Source organism: Marinobacter sp. H13 (assembly GCF_059072335.1).
Window position 1 is genome coordinate 4,004,952 of the sequence record NZ_JCACRU010000001.1, and the last position, 15,715, is coordinate 4,020,666.

Sequence of the window (15,715 nt, forward strand, 5' to 3'; positions counted from 1 at the left end):
GGACCTTACACCATCAATCAACACCAACAACCGCTATCCAAAATGGTACCTCAAAAACTGACCTTCTCGCCACTTTCCCGCCGCCAGATTGAAACCGACTTCTCCGGAGGCCATATCACCTCCGATGCCGGCTTGCTGTTACTGCGCGAAGTCGACAAACAACACCGGTTAACCCAACGGCTGGCCGAGACGCTGACCGACCAGCGGGATCCCCGGATGATTCGTCATGAGCTCAAGTCCCTGGTCCGGCAACGGGTCTACGGTGTGGCCGGTGGCTACGAAGATCTGAATGATCATGAAGCGCTTCGCTTTGATCAGGCACTACAAACCGCCACGGGGAATGCCTCGACTCTGGCCGGCAAGTCCACGCTTTGTCGAATGGAGCAGGCGATGGATCGGCAAACCATTGTCAAAGCGCATGAGTTGCTCTGGCACCACTTTATCGAGCAGCATGAGAAGCCGCCCAAGGAAATCGTGCTGGATTTTGACGGCACCGATATTCCGGTGCACGGCGACCAGCCGGGTAAGTTCTTTAACCGGTATTACGACCATCACTGCTACTTCCCGCTTTACGTCTTCTGCGGTAGGCACTTGCTGGTGAGCTATCTGCGCACCAGCAATCGAGGTGATGCCCGGCACAGCTGGGCCATTCTGGCGCTGCTGGTGCGATTTATTCGCGAGTATTGGCCACAGACCCGGATCGTGTTCCGGGGCGACTCCCACTTCAGCAAGCCCCGACTGCTGGCCTGGTGCGATCGCAACCAGGTGGATTACATCGTAGGCATGGCCCGCAACCAGCGGCTGGAGGCGCTTGCCGCCCCAGCCATGGACAAAGTCCGGACCTACTACGAGGCTCATGGCCATAAGCTCGCCAGCACCTTCCGCTTCCGCTACAAAGCCCGAAGCTGGCATAAGCCACGCTGGGTGGTTGCGCGCCTGGAATATGGCCCTCAAGGCCCGAACCCCCGGTTCGTTATCAGCTCCCGCTACGATGACGGATTCAAGCTCTACTACGAACAGTATTGCGCACGGGGTGATATGGAGAACCGGATCAAGGATCAACAACTGGATCTGTTTGCCGGTCGCACCTCCAGCACACACTGGTGGACCAACCAGTGGCGGCTGATCTTATCCGGCTTCGCCTACACCCTGTTCGAGCGTTTGCGGGTGCATCTGAAAAACACGCCCTTCGAACGTATGAGTGCCGGCACCTTGCGCTTGAAGCTGATCAAGGTTGGCGCAGTCATCATCCGCAACACCCGCCGAATACGGGTGTTGATGAGTGATAGCTATCCACACAAGAACGATCTCTCAGCACTGGTTCAGCGCTTGGTGCCCCAGTAGATAATCGGGCTCCCCCGGCCCGATACCAATGGGGGAAAGGGGGAGTTGTGCCTGAATGCCGGAAACTGGCTAAATAATCGCCAACTTCGACCATGACCACTCGGATCTGGCACTACCAGGCTTGGTCTGCGAAGGTTGTTGGAGCACTATGAGAAATCCGGGCTAAGTCCTTGGCGACGGGTCTGGAGATTGCGAGGAACTTAAAAACAGGGATGGTTCATATCAATGACCAGCCGATCAACTGTGAGCCACATGTTCCTTTTGGAGGAATGGGAGCCTCGGGTAGCAGTGGAAGGTTTGGCGGACTTGCGAGTATTGATGAATTTACTCAGTCTCAATGGATCAGCATGGTTGAAAAGCCCTCCATTTACCCCTTCTGACCTGGTTGGATAGGTCAGGTTAAACAAAACCTTTGATGATTAATATATTTGATAATCCGTTATTACAATAAATAAAAGGAGGAAAATATGGATACCATTCGTTACTACCTGATTCCACTTGTCAGCGCTTGCGGGGCATTGGGCTTTTATTATGGAGGAGATTGGGTTTGGCTCGGGGCTGCAACCTTTCCCTCGCTGATGATACTGGATGTTTTGTTACCTAGGGATTATGAAGAGAGAAAGGTAAGTCCTTTTTTTGCAGACCTTACTCAGTACCTGCAATTACCATTAATGATTGCTATGTATGGGTTTCTTATTTTCGGCGTCAGGGAAGGAAGGATTGACCTTGGTGAACCCGTGCAATTTCTGGGAAGCATTCTTTCTTTGGCTTGGCTTAGTGGGGTACCTACACTTCCAGTTTCGCACGAATTGATGCACCGGCGGCACTGGTTGCCGCGGAGAATGGCGCAATTATTGGCAACCTTTTATGGTGATCCAAACCGAGATATTGCTCATGTCAACACGCATCACCTAGAGCTCGACACGCCGCTGGATAGCGATACCCCATTCCGTGGCCAGACAATGTACAGTTTCGTGGTCAGTGCAACGGTTGGTTCCGTCATGGATGCAGCAAAAATTGAAGCTGAGACCTTGCGTCGAAAAGGAAAGTCGCCGTGGCATTTGTCAAACAAAATGTACCAGTATGTCATGCTCCTGATCGCTCTGCCTGGCGTGGTAACTTATTTTGGAGGGGCAGAGTCGGGACTGGTTACAATTATTTCAATGCTGATTGCGAAAGCGATCGTTGAGGGCTTCAATTATTTTCAACACTATGGGTTAGTGCGCGAAATCGGCCACCCTATCCTCCTGCACCACGCTTGGAACCACATGGGAATGATCGTCCGCCCGCTGGGATGCGAGATCACGAACCATATTAACCATCACATTGACGGCTATACACGGTTCTACTACCTGCACCCGGAAAAGGAGGCTCCCCAGATGCCCTCACTATTCTTGTGCTTTCTGCTTGGACTTGTTCCGCCTCTTTGGGAGAATCTCGTTGCAAAGCCGAAATTGAAGGATTGGGATCTGCAATATGCCACGCCCGGTGAGCGAAAGTTGGCCATGGAGGCTAATAAAAATGCCGGATGGCCACAGTGGATACCAGAGGCAGCTTAATAATTTTATTAAACTGATGGCGGTTCATGTCTAGCAATCTCGACTGAAAGCATTGGGATTGCTAGCACTTGATTGGGAAGAATGGCCACGAGGTTAATAGCAGTCAACGTATAGAATTTTTTTGATGTTGGCCGTAGAAGCCTATGGAGCAAAATGGCTCTACGGCCTTTTTTGTCAAAAGAATTTGTGTGCCGGCGGACGCATCATCTCCCTGTTGCCATAAACGCCTGGAACAAAGATATCGTTCTGGTATTTTCACAAGTAATGACCACGAAATTTTAATGATGGACGCTTGAATATGTTTGAGAAAATCATTGGCCTATTTGCGCCTTCTCGAGAGCTAACTGTTTCTGTGAGAGGGCAAGGAGTGGAATTTAAAGTTCCACGAGGTCAGACGATTTTGGAAAGTGCACTGCATCATGGCCTGGCGTTTCCACATGATTGCAAAGTCGGAAGCTGTGGTTCGTGTAAATATAAACTGGTCTCGGGGAAGATAAGCGAACTGGCATCATCTGCTATGGGACTAAGTGGTGATTTATATCAGTCTGGGTATCGGTTGGGTTGCCAGTCTATACCTAAAGAAGACCTGGAAATTGAACTGGATTCAGAACTCGGAAGGGCCATTGTTCCGGAAGAGACGATAGCCTTGATCAGTGAACAGAAAACTCTGGCACACGATGTAATCGGATTGACTCTCATGCCAGAAAAACCAATAGCTTTTAATCCTGGTCAGTATGCTGATATTGAATACACAGAACTGTCTGTTGTAAGAAGTTATTCATTTTCGACCCCCGCCCAAGCTGACGGCAGCCTGAACTTTCATGTCCGCCTAGTGCCAGGAGGCGTTTTCAGTGGTTGGCTATTTGGTGGTGATCGAACTGGGACCACCGTTACGTTGCGAGGCCCGTACGGACAGTTTGGGTTCCATGAAAGCGACGACGTGATGGTCTGCGTGGCTGGTGGAACGGGGCTCGCACCCATTAAATGCATTTTGGAGAGCATGACCGGAACCCAACGCGAGCGTGATGTTTTCTTATTTTTTGGGGTGCGGCAGCAGCGTGATTTATATTGCCTTGAACAAATTCAAGCGCTTCAACGGGATTGGGGTGGACACTTAGAGCTTATTCCAGTGTTGTCCGAAGAACCGGCGACATCCTCCTGGAAAGGGAAACGAGGCATGGTGACTGAATATTTTCAAGAATATCTGCAGGGGCGGTCGTGTGAAGCATACCTCTGCGGGCCACCGCCGATGGTTGACGCGGCTGAGACCGAGCTTCTTCGACTTGGTGTGGCGCATGGATCGATATATGCAGATCGTTTTTACAATCGAACCGCTGCGACCGCGCAATAGTGCCAGGAGTGTAAGGGGGAATTACCTTTTTGGTTAAGCACATCCGGAAAAGAGTGTGTTGAGCTTGGCGAGAGATGATGAGTGGTTTTTAAACTGTGTGATGATTCAAAAACGGAGACCAAAATGAAAATAAAAGCAGCAGTTGTTCGTCAAAAAAGTGGTCCATTTGAACTCGAAGATTTAGTCCTTAATGAGCCTGCTGAGGATCAAATTCTGGTTCGAGTGGTTGCGACGGGAATGTGTCATACCGATCTGATTTGTCGTGATCAGCATTACCCGGTTCCTCTCCCGATGGTGTTTGGGCATGAGGGGGCTGGCGTGGTTGAGAAGGTTGGATCTTCTGTCAAAAAAGTACAACCGGGCGATCATGTTGTTCTGACTTTTTATACTTGTGGTGGTTGTGAAGCATGCCTTTCCGGTGATCCCACAAGTTGTGCCAACTCTTTCGTCCCCAATTTTATGGGGCGCTCAGTTACCGGTGAGTGCACCATTCACGAACACAATGGAGAGGAAGTTGGGGCGAGTTTTTTTGGGCAGTCTTCCTTTGCGACCTATGCTTTGTCTTACGAACGCAACACTGTGAAGGTCACTAAAGACGTCCCACTTGAACTCCTTGGGCCGCTCGGGTGCGGCATTCAGACGGGCGCAGGGTCTGTTCTTAATGCACTCAATCCTCCTGCGGGCTCCGCTATCGTGATCTTTGGTGCTGGGGCCGTAGGTCTTTCTGCAGTGATGGCTTCCGTCGTGGCCGGATGTACGAAGATTATCTCCGTCGATGTCAAGGAAAATCGCCTGAAATTAGCTCATGAGCTTGGGGCGACCCACGTGATTGATGCAACAAATACTGATCCAGTTGAGGAGATCAAGAAACTGTGCGCTGATGGGGCTCCGTATGTGCTGGAAACCAGCGGTTTGCCTTCCGTGCTGTCGCAAGCGATCTTGAGCTCCGCCGTAGGTGGTGAGATCGGTATTGTTGGTGCACCACCAATGGGGACCACAGTCCCTGTTGATGTTAATTTTTTACTATTTAACCGTAAGCTCCGAGGAATTATTGAGGGTCAAGCTGTTTCGGATATCTTTATTCCAAGATTGGTGGAGTTGTATCGCCAAGGAAAGTTTCCGTTTGATAAATTAATTAAATTTTACTCATTTGATGAAATTGATCGAGCTGCGGAAGATTCGGAAAAAGGAATAACACTTAAGCCGGTAATTTGTATCGTTTAAAGGGATAAGAGTTCCTTCAAGCCTCGGTGCGCTGTTCTTACGGATAGCGTACAACCTCCTAATAAGTCGAAAGGCTTATAAATCCAGTTTTATGCCGTTTATGCTAAAAGGAGGCATGATCGGTTGATAAGCTGAAATCATGGTTCATTAAACAAAAATAAAAAGGTGGTGAAAGGATATGCGATTTAAAATATTCAATAAATGCATTATCGGTCTGGTTCTGTATGTGATCTCATGCTACGCGGTAGCGACGGAGGGATTGTTACTAGAGGGATTTGGAGCGATTTCCAGGGGTATGGGAGGAACGGCCGCATCTCATTATGTCGGGCCTGCGTCAATGATGGTTAACCCGGCGACGATGGGTTTGTCCGATACGACAGGTGAAGTGTTGCTAGGGTTCGACCTGATTACTACGGATATTAGCGCGACGAATCTTGGCACAGGTGAAAAGGTATCATCGAGTACGCGCTCACATAATCGAGGGCCATATGTAGCCCCTCAGATTGCTTTCACCAGTAAAGTTTCAAATTGGACCTTTGGTGCGGGCATGTTTGCTCAAGCTGGAGTGGGTGTTGAATATGGTGAATCTAGCTTTTTGTCGCGCGGCGATATTGGTGAGACGGGCTATGCTGCCGGTGCTGATACGGGGCTCGAGAATGCAAGTCGTCTGTTTATTCTCGACATACCGCTTGCTGCGAGTTTTAAGGTTAATGACGATCTCTCCGTCGGTGCAACCCTGGATGCAAAGTGGACAGGTTTGAATCTTGATTATTTGTTTGGAAGTAAACAGTTGGGTAGTCTCATTGGGGATGGCCGCGCGTCCGGGTCGCTACTGGGATTGGTCGGGACTTTACCTGATCCACGCGGAGTACACATAAGCGTCAGCAAAAACAAAGAAGTCTCAAGTGGTGTTGATGGTTGGGGGTACTCGGGTAGATTAGGTATGGCGTACAAGGTGACGCCCAAAACAAATTTGGGCATTTCCTACATGTTCAAGAGTAAAATGAACGATTTGAAAGGGAACGGAACGGTCACTGCGGTTGACGGTATCGTGGGAAATATACCTATTGAAGGACAAGTACGAGTTTTGGATTTTAATAGTCCTGCCAAATTGGATGTAGGGGTGAGTCATCAATTCACTGACAAATTCCTGGTCGCTTTAGATCTGTCTCGGGTTTTCTGGAAGGACGCCCTGAAGGATATTAAGGTGGGGTTTGCCAGTGACGCCGGAGATGTTGATCTGAAGCTTCCTCAGAATGCCAAGGATCAAACGATAGTGGCGATTGGAGCGTCGTATGCCGCGACCCAAAATTTAACGTTGCGGGCAGGATACCGTCAGGCTACGCAGCTATTCAATGGTGAGGGGTTGTTGGCCCTGATTCCAGCAGTTCTGAAGAGGCATGCAACCTTAGGCATTAGCTACCAAGTTTCAAATTCAGGCAGGTTCGATGCCGCATACTCTCGAGCCTTTGAGCAGAGCATGACCAACCAATCGGATTTTAACACCTCATCAGCTGTCAGGTCGTCCATAGCGCAAGATAATTTTGTTTTTGGCTATACCCATTCATTCTAATTAGAATTTACTACTTCGTGCGTAAGTAAGCGGGAATGTTTATGCAGGTTCGTCCGAAGCTTCTGGAAGTATTGGTTGGCGCACTTCCAAGATTCCGTTAAAGCACCAGATGAACGACCTGCTGAGAGATCAAAACTAGAAGACACTGTTGTCGTGTGCGGTTGAAGAACCGCAATCATCCCGGCACCATTCCCAAAACTACGCTCCACGCGGAGAGCAAAAATTTCACCATAACTCAGACCATCGGAGTGATAAGCCAGGTTCTCAAAGCCTCGGAACCGTTTGCAACGCGCTCAGAGAATTCGACAGAGGACTCTGCGTCTACGGAAGCGTCGGACTGACCCTTGCGAAGAGCCCAGAGGGGTCGATAATGGTTATGAACGGTTTTGTCGATGGGATCGACTCTAACGATTTCAAGATGAAGATAGTGTCAGCGATCCGATGCGGCGAATCAGTGATGACTGAGCGAATCGATGATCTTTGCGACGCAAGTGGCAAAGTCTTGGCCGGCCTGCGTCTGATGAGTATTTTCCAAGTCAAAGACAGAAAGATTACCGCTTGGCGTGACTATTTCGACACAGCACCATTCAAGGGCTGAGGTATTTTTGCTCGTTTATAGGAGGACGGCTATGGTTGTGCGCTGATGGACCTTAGCCGCGCTTCGTGTCCCAAAATGGCGTGAAACGCGATTTAGTTACGGAGTCGGTCACCCCTCGTTTCTACGCTGTATTGTGCGATAGGGCGGGGTGTTTGGGGGCGGTCAGTTCTGACCGTCATTCTAAAAACATTACAAATTGAGGATGAATCGATGGAACTTATACAGTGGGCATTCTGGGTGCTGGCTGCTGCTGCTGCGGGCGGGCTGCTGTTCGCGCTGCTGTCGGCAATGAAGGTGCGTTATCCCTCATGGTTCGGCGTGGGGCATGGCGTGCTGGGCTTTGTCGGTCTCATAATGCTGGGATATGCCTTGTATACCGCCGGACCCGACGCCACGATTCCGCAGACCGCATACTGGGCGCTCGGCCTGCTGGGCGCGGCGTTTCTGGGTGGGGCGTTGTTTTTTGGCGTGGTGTTCCGCCAGGCCAAACCCTGGTGGGTGATCCTGAGTCACGGCGGCTTGGCGCTGGCCGGCGTCGTCGTGCTATTTTTTGCCGCTTACTGAGGTGGGGCGCGTCCCTTCCTGGCGACTTGCACCATTACTGAGCCTCCGGGCCGTCGACGTGAGCAACCTGTCGTTTTCGGGGTATTTCGAAAAGGTAATTCCCCCATTTTTAACGGAGTTCAAAAGTAGACCTCAGGCCAGCATGGCCAACTTCTGTTGAGGAGTAATTCCTCCGAGTCCCATATTGGGTCGTTCGTGATTGTAGTGCCAGAGCCAGCGAGTGGCATAATCCTGGACTTCTTCGGTGCTGTCGAACAGATATTGTGCCAGCCAATCGTAACGGACCGTTCGGTTGTAGCGTTCGATATAGGCGTTCTGCTGCGGCTTGCCCGGCTGGATAAACGCCAGCTTGATCTCAAGCCGTTTACCTTAAGTGGTGCTGGCTTGGGTGACAAGGCCGACGAAAGCGCTATACTACTGGATATCCAGACAGTATGGCGCTTTTTTTATGGGTTCGATATCTGGCCAGCAGCAACATCCCCGCATCCCTCTTCCAGTGGCTGGCATTCAGGTCAATGGGTGCCGCAATCCGACATGTGAAAGCTTTTTGGCACTGACTCCTGTCAAAAATTCTGATGGAGCAGTTGAAGTTAGCCTCGGCGCTTACGAGAAAGGGAGTGGTCTCTTTCAAGTGTCCGGAACCGGTAAAGGAACCTCATCGATTTTCTGTTTAAAGTGCCGTGAGAAAAAGCGCGATGGACTTGAGGTTGGCGCAATTTCTACCTCACTGAAAAGCAATCAGGCTGTGGTTGAAGAGTTAAACCGAATTTCACGTCATTTAGATCCAAAGATGCCTTCTTGTCCAAATGCCGACTGTGATAGCAATATAGGTAACGTCGCCGGATCAGTCAAAAGAAATGGCCGAACGGCATCCGGCAATCAGCGCCTGAAATGTGGGGTTTGCGGCAAAGGTTTTACATCGCGCCCAAAAACCCGGAAGCATTCCAAGCCTCACATTGACATCCAGATACTTAAGCTTCTCGTTAGCAAGGTTCCTATTCGCAGAATCGCGTTCCTCTGTGACATATCCACGAAAACTGTTTACGACAAGATTCGGTTCCTCTATCGGCAGTGTCAGGAATTTTCAGCCGGTAGAGAAAGGGATCTTGAGAACAGAGCGTTCAGGAGAATGTATTTTTGCACGGATCGTCAAGTTGTGGTGAGCAACTGGACCAAGCGAGAGGACAAACGAAATTGCGATATCTACGGGATTGCTACAGCGTGCAAGGATACCGGTTACGTATTTGCCTTTAACTTTAATTTCGACGGCAGTGTCGATGCAGAAGAAATTGAGAAGGACGCTGAGGCGATTGGCGAATATGAAACCCCTCGACACCACCGAAAGTACGCCCGTGTATGGCTACGGCAAGAGTTCAATGAGTATTTGAAAGGGCTCCCTTCGAAACAGGACCTCCCAGTTGGAGGAAGCTTGAAGGATGAGGTCCAAATAAGGACTCTTGCCGACCAGAAATTGAATCTAAGTGACTCATCGGAACACTTTGACCGCACCAATATTCTTCCGCCCAAAGGTGTGCTGATTCACAATGAGTACACGATGATGGCACATTTCTTTCTGTTAAAGCGGCTTTTCCAGAGTACCGAAAAGACCCGGTTTTTTATGGATCTTGATAGTGGCATGAAGGCAGCCTATCTATCTGCTTTTCGTGAGATGGTTGCCGAAGGTAATTCGGACGGTTTTCTGATCCGAGCCGCGAAGAACAAAACTGTTGATGAAAAAGAAAAGATCGTCGCCAGATTCCGGAAAATGGTTTCGGTTATGTCCGGGGTGCCACTTCGTAGCCTGACCTATCAGGATATCGTTGATGTTTCGAACAACATCATACTGGAGCGTCTTCAAAAACCGATTCGGATTCCAAAGTCTCCTGAGAAATGGATTGAGCATCCAGGTGCCTCGATGGCAGAGCCAGAAAAAATGGTGGCAGCAATCACTGATGTTGAAAGGCTTGATCGTGAGCACCAGGCAAATTTATATAGGATTGCGACGCTGGCACCGGTTGATCGCTTTTTCATGAAGATTCGTCGATTCTCGACATATTTTGAGAGACCTTTCACTTCGGGAACCAGCAAAGGCAGAACCTGGTATGGCTACTCAGCCTACGATCCCACCATGTATACCATGATTGGTGAGATTTTCCGGGTCTACTACAACTACTGTAGCGAAAAGAAGACAGGTCAAACTCCAGCGATGAGGCTTGGGCTCGCGAGAGGTCCAGTCGAAGTGAAAAAAATCGTTTATCTCAATAACCGGCGTTAGACAGGGATTTATTCTCAAGATATGTTCAGAAATTTTGACAAAAAAAGAGCCAGTGATTATCGGTCACTGGCTCTTTTTATTTTGGCCGCCCCGGAAGCGAGCACCACTTAAGGTAAACGGCTTGGCTTGATCTCCCGTTTTTCAGCCCAGGCTGACAGCTTGCCGCTTATGTACTCAGGTCCGTTGTCACAGCGGATAGAACGCGGTTTACCCCGCCACTCAATGATCTGCTCCAGTGATCGGATAACCCGCTCTGCCGGAAGCGAGAAGTCCACTTCGATGCCAAGCCCCTCGCGGTTAAAGTCATCGATCACATTCAGCAGCCGGTAACTGCGTCCGTCGTTGAGCTGGTCGTGCATGAAGTCCATCGACCAACTGTCGTTGATCATTTCCGGCACAGCCAATGGTTCCGGCTTTTCACGAACCAGACGCTTCTTGGGCTTGATGCGCAGATTCAGTGTAAGCAATGGGATGGACTCCTCCTCACCTCACCGGCATCTACGTGGCAAAATGGTGAGTGATTAGCCAACCATCATGAAGATGAGGAGAAGCCCAAGTGAACATTATCCGTGTCGGTGTTGATATTGCCAAATCAGTTTTCCACGTGCACGGCGTAGACCGTCACGGCCAAACTCGATGGCAAGGCAAGTATTCTCGCAGCAAGTGGCTTGATGCCCTCAGCCGAAAAGTACCGGCCGGCGCCGAGATTGGTATGGAAGCCTGCGCGTCATCACACCACTGGGCTCGGGAACTCCAGAAGCGGGGGTATCATGTTCGGTTGATTGCCGCCCAATTTGTCAAACCTTACGTCAAGAGCAACAAGAACGACCGAGTAGACGCGGAGGCAATCTGCGAAGCCATGAGTCGCCCGAACATGCGATTTGTCGCTCCAAAGACGGTCGCTCAGCAGGATATTCAGGCTGCACATCGGATCCGGGAAGAGCTTGTGGGGCAGCGCACGGCCAAGGCCAACCAGATCCGGGGTTTAGTGGGCGAGTACGGTATTGTAGCGCCAGTGGGCATCCAGCAGCTGCGCCGGGCCTTACCAGGCTGGCTTGAAGATGCTGAGAGCGAGCTTACCGATAGTTTCCGCATTCTGCTCAATGGGTTGGCCGAGGACCTCCGGCATCTTGATGATCGCATCACAGCCCTTGATGACCGGATCACTGAGAGTGTCAGGCAGGATCCTGTAGCAAAGCGCTTAATGACATTACGCGGCGTGGGGCCGCTCACAGCCAGTGCCTTGGCAGGTGCCCTGGGCGACGGGAAGGCCTTCCGCAAAGGACGAGACTTTGCCGCTTCTCTTGGATTGACACCTCGACAGCACAGCACCGGGGGACGGGATCGTCTGTTAGGGATCAGCAAGCGCGGCGACAGTTACCTGCGCAAGCTGCTCGTTCACGGAGCACGGGCCGTGTTGCGTCATGTTGAGAGCAAAGACGACGGACTGAGTCATTGGCTCAAAGCCCTTGCCGCCCGGAAGCATGTCAATGTGGCAACGGTGGCATTGGCCAACAAAACAGCCCGTATTGCCTGGGCGCTGGTACACAACGAGGAAGCCTATAACGAAGGGCTCTCAGCGGCAGGAGTTTGAGTGGGTAGCTGCAAGGCTGAGTGTGCCAGGGTAACAACCGGCAACTTTTCAGGAGACGTCCAACACCACGATTGCATGGCATTTTGATTGATGGCGAACAGGTCGAACCGGCGCTGGGAAACCCCTAATGAACGTGGAGCCTTGAGCTCGTGTAAGCGATTGGGAACCAGTGCGCGGATAGCCCATCAGGGTCCGATGCCTACAGGGACGGCATCATTAAAGAGACCGAATACACGTAGGCAGTCGTACCTTAGTCGCGATCAGACAAAGTGCTTGCAATAGAGGAGGAGTCCATACACGTTCATTCCACGACGTAGTTGACCTACTTCACGTCACGCAGTGGCCTCATAACTCCGGCGAGACCTTGTACTGTTTGGTGCCGTCCTCGGCTAACACGATCACACTCTTGCGGTTGATCTTGGTGACGATGCCCAGCACGGGTCCGTCCCGGCCCTCGAAGGTCACTTTCAGGCCCACCCGCAACTGGCTCAGCGCCTGCAGATTTTCCTGATCCCACAGTTCGTCGATGCGCCGGCAGATGTATTGGTTCAGTTCCAGCAACTGGTCGATGCTCATGTCTTCAATGCGCATGAACGGCCTCCGGCTGTTTGCTCTGTCGGCCAGGATGGCGCGGATCGATCAGCGCCCGTAGCGGATTTTCGGCAAACCGAGTTTTCCAGAGTCGCGGTGTCAGATCCACCACTTCACTGGCCGGATGCTGGCTGATGCGTTGCAGCACGTCCACCAGGTAAGTGTAGGGGTTAATATCGTGCAGCTTGCAGGTGCTGATCAGGCTCTGGATGATGCCCAGGTGTTCCGCGCCCAGTTCGGTCCAACTGGCTGTTTGCGGGATCACTGCGCAGTGGTCAACGGGCAGCTGCGGTCATGACACTGATCCAGTCAGCCAAGCTGAACGGCCATGATCCCTATGCTTACCTGAAAGATGTGCTGACCCGCCTTCCGACGCAGAAGAACAACGCCATCGACGAGCTATTGCCCCACAACTGGAAGCCGGCTATACCTGACAAGGTGTGATGGGCGGCCGCTTAGTACGCCAGGAAAAGCTGGCAAAAGATAGTGGGTGAAAGTCCCGCACGGGGTAAGGCCTAGCCAGCTGCCCCGGCCCCGAGTCATGCGCACCCGATCGCGAGGTCGCGTGTGAAGTGTTGACAGGGGAAACCATGGGCTCGGTATTGAGCTGCGAAACCCAATTCTGGAGAGCGGATGTTGTTAAGCGAAACAGAAGGCAACAATCATCTCAGCGCGATGGCAAGCTGTGGTGGCACTCCACGCAGTCGTAGACCCGGTGCACGTGGCGACGTCTTTTGTGCGGAACCTGGGAGGTCTCACCCACCCCGGCATAGCCGAGGCGACTTACCGAAGGGTAACACCGCAGGATGAGTATGAACGTGGGTGAGAAGTCGGATCCGGTCGTAGTACCTGAGAAGATCTCGAACAACGGTGCGAAGGTACCTGCGGAGAGATTGGAGGAAAGGACCGGACCCAAGGGAAACGGTCAGCGAGCCGCCGCAGTCTGGACTCAGAGCCAGGTCGCTGCGTCGCCCGGTTTGCTGACCGTGCGCCAGGCGGCGCAACGGAACAAAGAAACTCGCTTCTCTGCGTTGCTACATCATGTTGATATTCCGCTGTTACACCAAAGCTACTTTGCGCTCAAGCGCAGATCGGCCGCTGGTATAGACGGAGTGACATGGGAAGCGTATGGGAGCGAGCTAGATGCGAGGTTAGAGAATCTCAACCGCCGTATCCACAAGGGGAGCTACCGAGCCAGACCCGCAAGGCGGGTTTACATTCCGAAGGCGGATGGTTCGACAAGGCCCCTTGGCATCCAGTGCCTGGAAGACAAAATTGTTCAACAGGCAGTGGTGTTCGTCCTGAATGCGATCTACGAGCCGGACTTTATGGGGTTCTCCTATGGTTTTCGGCCGGGTCGAGGACAACACGACGCACTGGATGCGGTACAGGCGGGACTTTATAGGAAGAAGATCAACTGGGTCCTGGACGCAGACATCCGTAAATTCTTCGACAGCATGTCGCACGAATGGATGATGCGATTCCTGGAGCACCGTATCGCGGACAAGCGCTTATTGCGCTTGATTCGGAAGTGGCTCACTGCCGGAGTGCAGGAAGATGGGCAGGTAATCAGAAGTGTGAAGGGCACTCCGCAGGGAGCTGTCATATCACCGGTACTCGCCAACATCTACCTGCACTATGTCTTCGACCTATGGGTCGATACCTGGCGAAAGAGGAGAGCGTATGGCGATGTGGTGGTCATACGCTACGCTGACGACACAGTGCTGGGATTCCAGTACGAGCGTGATGCGTACACCTTCAGGCAAGCCCTTGCTGGCAGGCTAGCTAAATTCGGTCTGGACTTACATCCCGATAAAACCCGGCTGATCCAGTTTGGCCGTTTTGCGTCGGCGAAGCGTCGGCAAAGGGGGTTGGGGAAGCCGGAAACTTTCGAGTTTCTGGGCTTTACTCACTATTGCACCCGATCTCGCCAAAATGGCTGGTTCAAGATTGCCCGCGTAACGTCGCGCAAGCGACTGCGGGCGCAGTTGCGGGCGGTAAAAGACGCCCTGCGACGGCGAATAAATCGGCCCATTGGCGAAACCGGGCGCTGGCTCCGCCGCGTAATCCAGGGGCACATGAACTACTTCGCCGTCCCTGGAAACGGGGAGAGGGTGTCGGGGTTCGTGTTCCGGGTATCTCGGCTATGGCTCAAGATGCTCCGGCGTCGAAGCCAACGCCACCGAATGCCCTGGTCACGCTTCGCTGCGATCCGTAACTTCTTCTTTCCGAAAGTCCGTATCTTGCATCCACAACCGTTGCATCGTTTTGACGCCAGAACCCGAGGGAGGAGCCCAGTGCGTTAGCAGCGCACGCTGGGATCTGTGCGGGGGGTGCTGAGTGATCAGCATTCCTACCGCGACCGTTTGTCAGCCATGCAGTTCTGCAAGCAAGACCATATCGGCTACGCCAGTTTCTGCAACTGGCGCAAGCGCCTGTCCGATCCGTCGACTGATGAGTCGTCAGGTTCCGCTGAAGCCGGTTTTCTGGATGTCTCATAGTTGGTGGGCAGGTCTCCATCATCCGGTCCGGGCTGGAACATTGTGCTTAGCCTCGGCAACGGCGCCAAACTGCGGCTGAGCCAGCACGGATGATCGGGCTCGATAGCCAGGCGCGCATCTGGCTGTGTGCCGAGCCCACCAACATGCGCAAATCGTTTCGGGGCCTGAGTGCCCTGGTCCGGGCGGCGACAACTTCGCCAGCACTGCTGCTTTACGCTCATCGGAATAACGAGGCACTATCAACACCTGAACCGCCAAACTGGTTAAAAATTAAGTAGTGCCAACTATCCTGCCAGAGGGGGCATGGCTGAATGAGGTGGGGGGCTGGTTTGGTCAGCTGGAACGTCGTGCTTTATACCGTGCATTTTCACAAGTGTGGGCGAACTCAAAACGGCGATTCGTCGCTTTATCAAGACTCATAGTGAGAAGTTGGCAAAGCCGTTTCGCTGGCACAAGAGTGCAGAATCGATTATGACTTCCGTGGCGCGAGCAAAACTGAGTGTTATTGATAATAAATAAACGGATTACCCAGACAGATCAC

General features: G+C 52.0%; 13 protein-coding genes and 5 pseudogenes. 14 read left to right on the forward strand and 4 right to left on the reverse strand.

Annotated elements, in window-relative coordinates; translation table 11 throughout:
* Positions 1-42: 42 nt before the first annotated feature.
* From AC5JQH_RS18690 to AC5JQH_RS18725, 8 genes are all read left to right on the forward strand, one after another.
* On the forward strand, positions 43-1,344 hold the full coding sequence (locus AC5JQH_RS18690; protein ID WP_011784498.1) for an IS1380-like element ISMaq3 family transposase: 1,302 nt from the start codon (positions 43-45) through the stop codon (positions 1,342-1,344).
* 170 nt (positions 1,345-1,514) lie between these two features.
* Positions 1,515-1,724 (forward strand): aldehyde dehydrogenase family protein, encoded by a 210-nt coding sequence (locus AC5JQH_RS18695; protein WP_493805845.1) that lies wholly within the window; start codon positions 1,515-1,517, stop codon positions 1,722-1,724.
* Between the two features lie 87 nt (positions 1,725-1,811).
* Positions 1,812-2,903 (forward strand): xylene monooxygenase subunit XylM, encoded by a 1,092-nt coding sequence (gene xylM, locus AC5JQH_RS18700; protein ID WP_493805846.1) that lies wholly within the window; start codon positions 1,812-1,814, stop codon positions 2,901-2,903.
* A gap of 298 nt (positions 2,904-3,201) precedes the next feature.
* A complete protein-coding gene (locus tag AC5JQH_RS18705) occupies positions 3,202-4,254 on the forward strand; it encodes a 2Fe-2S iron-sulfur cluster-binding protein (RefSeq protein WP_342632593.1) in 1,053 nt (350 codons plus the stop codon).
* A gap of 123 nt (positions 4,255-4,377) precedes the next feature.
* Positions 4,378-5,478, forward strand: a complete 1,101-nt coding sequence (locus AC5JQH_RS18710) for an NAD(P)-dependent alcohol dehydrogenase (protein WP_342632592.1) — start codon at positions 4,378-4,380, stop codon at positions 5,476-5,478.
* Between the two features lie 178 nt (positions 5,479-5,656).
* Positions 5,657-7,051, forward strand: coding sequence for an OmpP1/FadL family transporter (locus AC5JQH_RS18715; protein WP_493805847.1), 1,395 nt, complete (start codon positions 5,657-5,659; stop codon positions 7,049-7,051).
* 148 nt (positions 7,052-7,199) lie between these two features.
* The gene (locus AC5JQH_RS18720) at positions 7,200-7,649 is read left to right on the forward strand and encodes a limonene-1,2-epoxide hydrolase family protein (protein WP_168450407.1); all 450 of its coding nucleotides are present in this window, start codon (positions 7,200-7,202) and stop codon (positions 7,647-7,649) included.
* Positions 7,650-7,859: 210 nt separating this feature from the next.
* Positions 7,860-8,213, forward strand: coding sequence for a hypothetical protein (locus AC5JQH_RS18725; protein ID WP_168450408.1), 354 nt, complete (start codon positions 7,860-7,862; stop codon positions 8,211-8,213).
* A 132-nt stretch (positions 8,214-8,345) separates the two neighbouring features.
* Here the strand turns inward: AC5JQH_RS18725 and AC5JQH_RS18730 are convergent.
* Positions 8,346-8,567, reverse strand: a pseudogene (locus AC5JQH_RS18730) (integrase core domain-containing protein); the annotation flags it as partial.
* A 94-nt stretch (positions 8,568-8,661) separates the two neighbouring features.
* Between AC5JQH_RS18730 and AC5JQH_RS18735 the strand changes: the two are divergent.
* Positions 8,662-10,488: a hypothetical protein gene (locus AC5JQH_RS18735; protein WP_342630632.1), complete on the forward strand. Its 1,827-nt coding sequence runs from the start codon at positions 8,662-8,664 to the stop codon at positions 10,486-10,488.
* A 128-nt stretch (positions 10,489-10,616) separates the two neighbouring features.
* On the opposite strand, the pseudogene AC5JQH_RS18740 reads toward AC5JQH_RS18735, so the two are convergent.
* A pseudogene (locus tag AC5JQH_RS18740) lies at positions 10,617-10,952 on the reverse strand (DDE-type integrase/transposase/recombinase); the annotation flags it as partial.
* A gap of 92 nt (positions 10,953-11,044) precedes the next feature.
* Between AC5JQH_RS18740 and AC5JQH_RS18745 the strand changes: the two are divergent.
* Positions 11,045-12,082 carry an IS110 family RNA-guided transposase gene (locus AC5JQH_RS18745; protein WP_200205258.1) on the forward strand — a complete coding sequence of 346 codons (1,038 nt, stop codon included), beginning with the start codon at positions 11,045-11,047 and terminating at the stop codon, positions 12,080-12,082.
* A gap of 345 nt (positions 12,083-12,427) precedes the next feature.
* Here AC5JQH_RS18745 and AC5JQH_RS18750 read toward each other — a convergent pair whose 3' ends face one another.
* Together AC5JQH_RS18750 and AC5JQH_RS18755 are read right to left on the reverse strand one after the other, a co-directional pair.
* Entirely contained in the window at positions 12,428-12,673 is a 246-nt protein-coding gene (locus tag AC5JQH_RS18750) for a hypothetical protein (protein ID WP_246864569.1), read from the reverse strand.
* Positions 12,663-12,917: pseudogene (locus AC5JQH_RS18755) on the reverse strand (transposase domain-containing protein); the annotation flags it as partial. The pseudogene AC5JQH_RS18755 and the gene AC5JQH_RS18750, both read right to left, overlap by 11 nt.
* On the opposite strand from AC5JQH_RS18755, the pseudogene AC5JQH_RS18760 reads away from it, so the two are divergent.
* From AC5JQH_RS18760 to AC5JQH_RS18775, 4 genes and pseudogenes are all read left to right on the forward strand, one after another.
* Positions 12,911-13,117 (forward strand): annotated as a pseudogene (locus tag AC5JQH_RS18760) (transposase domain-containing protein); the annotation flags it as partial. The pseudogenes AC5JQH_RS18755 and AC5JQH_RS18760 overlap by 7 nt on opposite strands.
* Positions 13,118-13,785: 668 nt before the next feature.
* Complete coding sequence (gene ltrA, locus AC5JQH_RS18765; RefSeq protein WP_493805848.1) at positions 13,786-14,979, forward strand: group II intron reverse transcriptase/maturase; 1,194 nt, start codon at positions 13,786-13,788, stop codon at positions 14,977-14,979.
* Between the two features lie 27 nt (positions 14,980-15,006).
* Positions 15,007-15,174 carry an IS66 family insertion sequence element accessory protein TnpA gene (tnpA, locus tag AC5JQH_RS18770; RefSeq protein WP_210425232.1) on the forward strand — a complete coding sequence of 56 codons (168 nt, stop codon included), beginning with the start codon at positions 15,007-15,009 and terminating at the stop codon, positions 15,172-15,174.
* A 301-nt stretch (positions 15,175-15,475) separates the two neighbouring features.
* Positions 15,476-15,693: pseudogene (locus tag AC5JQH_RS18775) on the forward strand (IS630 family transposase); the annotation flags it as partial.
* Positions 15,694-15,715 lie beyond the last annotated feature (22 nt).

Excerpts from the sequence above, each read along its gene's own strand:
- AC5JQH_RS18710 (WP_342632592.1), top strand. The coding sequence starts at position 4,378 with ATGAAAATAAAAGCAGCAGTTGTTCGTCAAAAAAGTGGTCCATTTGAA.
- AC5JQH_RS18750 (WP_246864569.1), bottom strand. The coding sequence starts at position 12,673 with ATGCGCATTGAAGACATGAGCATCGACCAGTTGCTGGAACTGAACCAA.
- AC5JQH_RS18705 (WP_342632593.1), top strand. The coding sequence starts at position 3,202 with ATGTTTGAGAAAATCATTGGCCTATTTGCGCCTTCTCGAGAGCTAACT.
- AC5JQH_RS18735 (WP_342630632.1), top strand. The coding sequence starts at position 8,662 with ATGGGTTCGATATCTGGCCAGCAGCAACATCCCCGCATCCCTCTTCCA.
- AC5JQH_RS18725 (WP_168450408.1), top strand. The coding sequence starts at position 7,860 with ATGGAACTTATACAGTGGGCATTCTGGGTGCTGGCTGCTGCTGCTGCG.
- AC5JQH_RS18690 (WP_011784498.1), top strand. The coding sequence starts at position 43 with ATGGTACCTCAAAAACTGACCTTCTCGCCACTTTCCCGCCGCCAGATT.
- xylM (WP_493805846.1), top strand. The coding sequence starts at position 1,812 with ATGGATACCATTCGTTACTACCTGATTCCACTTGTCAGCGCTTGCGGG.
- AC5JQH_RS18715 (WP_493805847.1), top strand. The coding sequence starts at position 5,657 with ATGCGATTTAAAATATTCAATAAATGCATTATCGGTCTGGTTCTGTAT.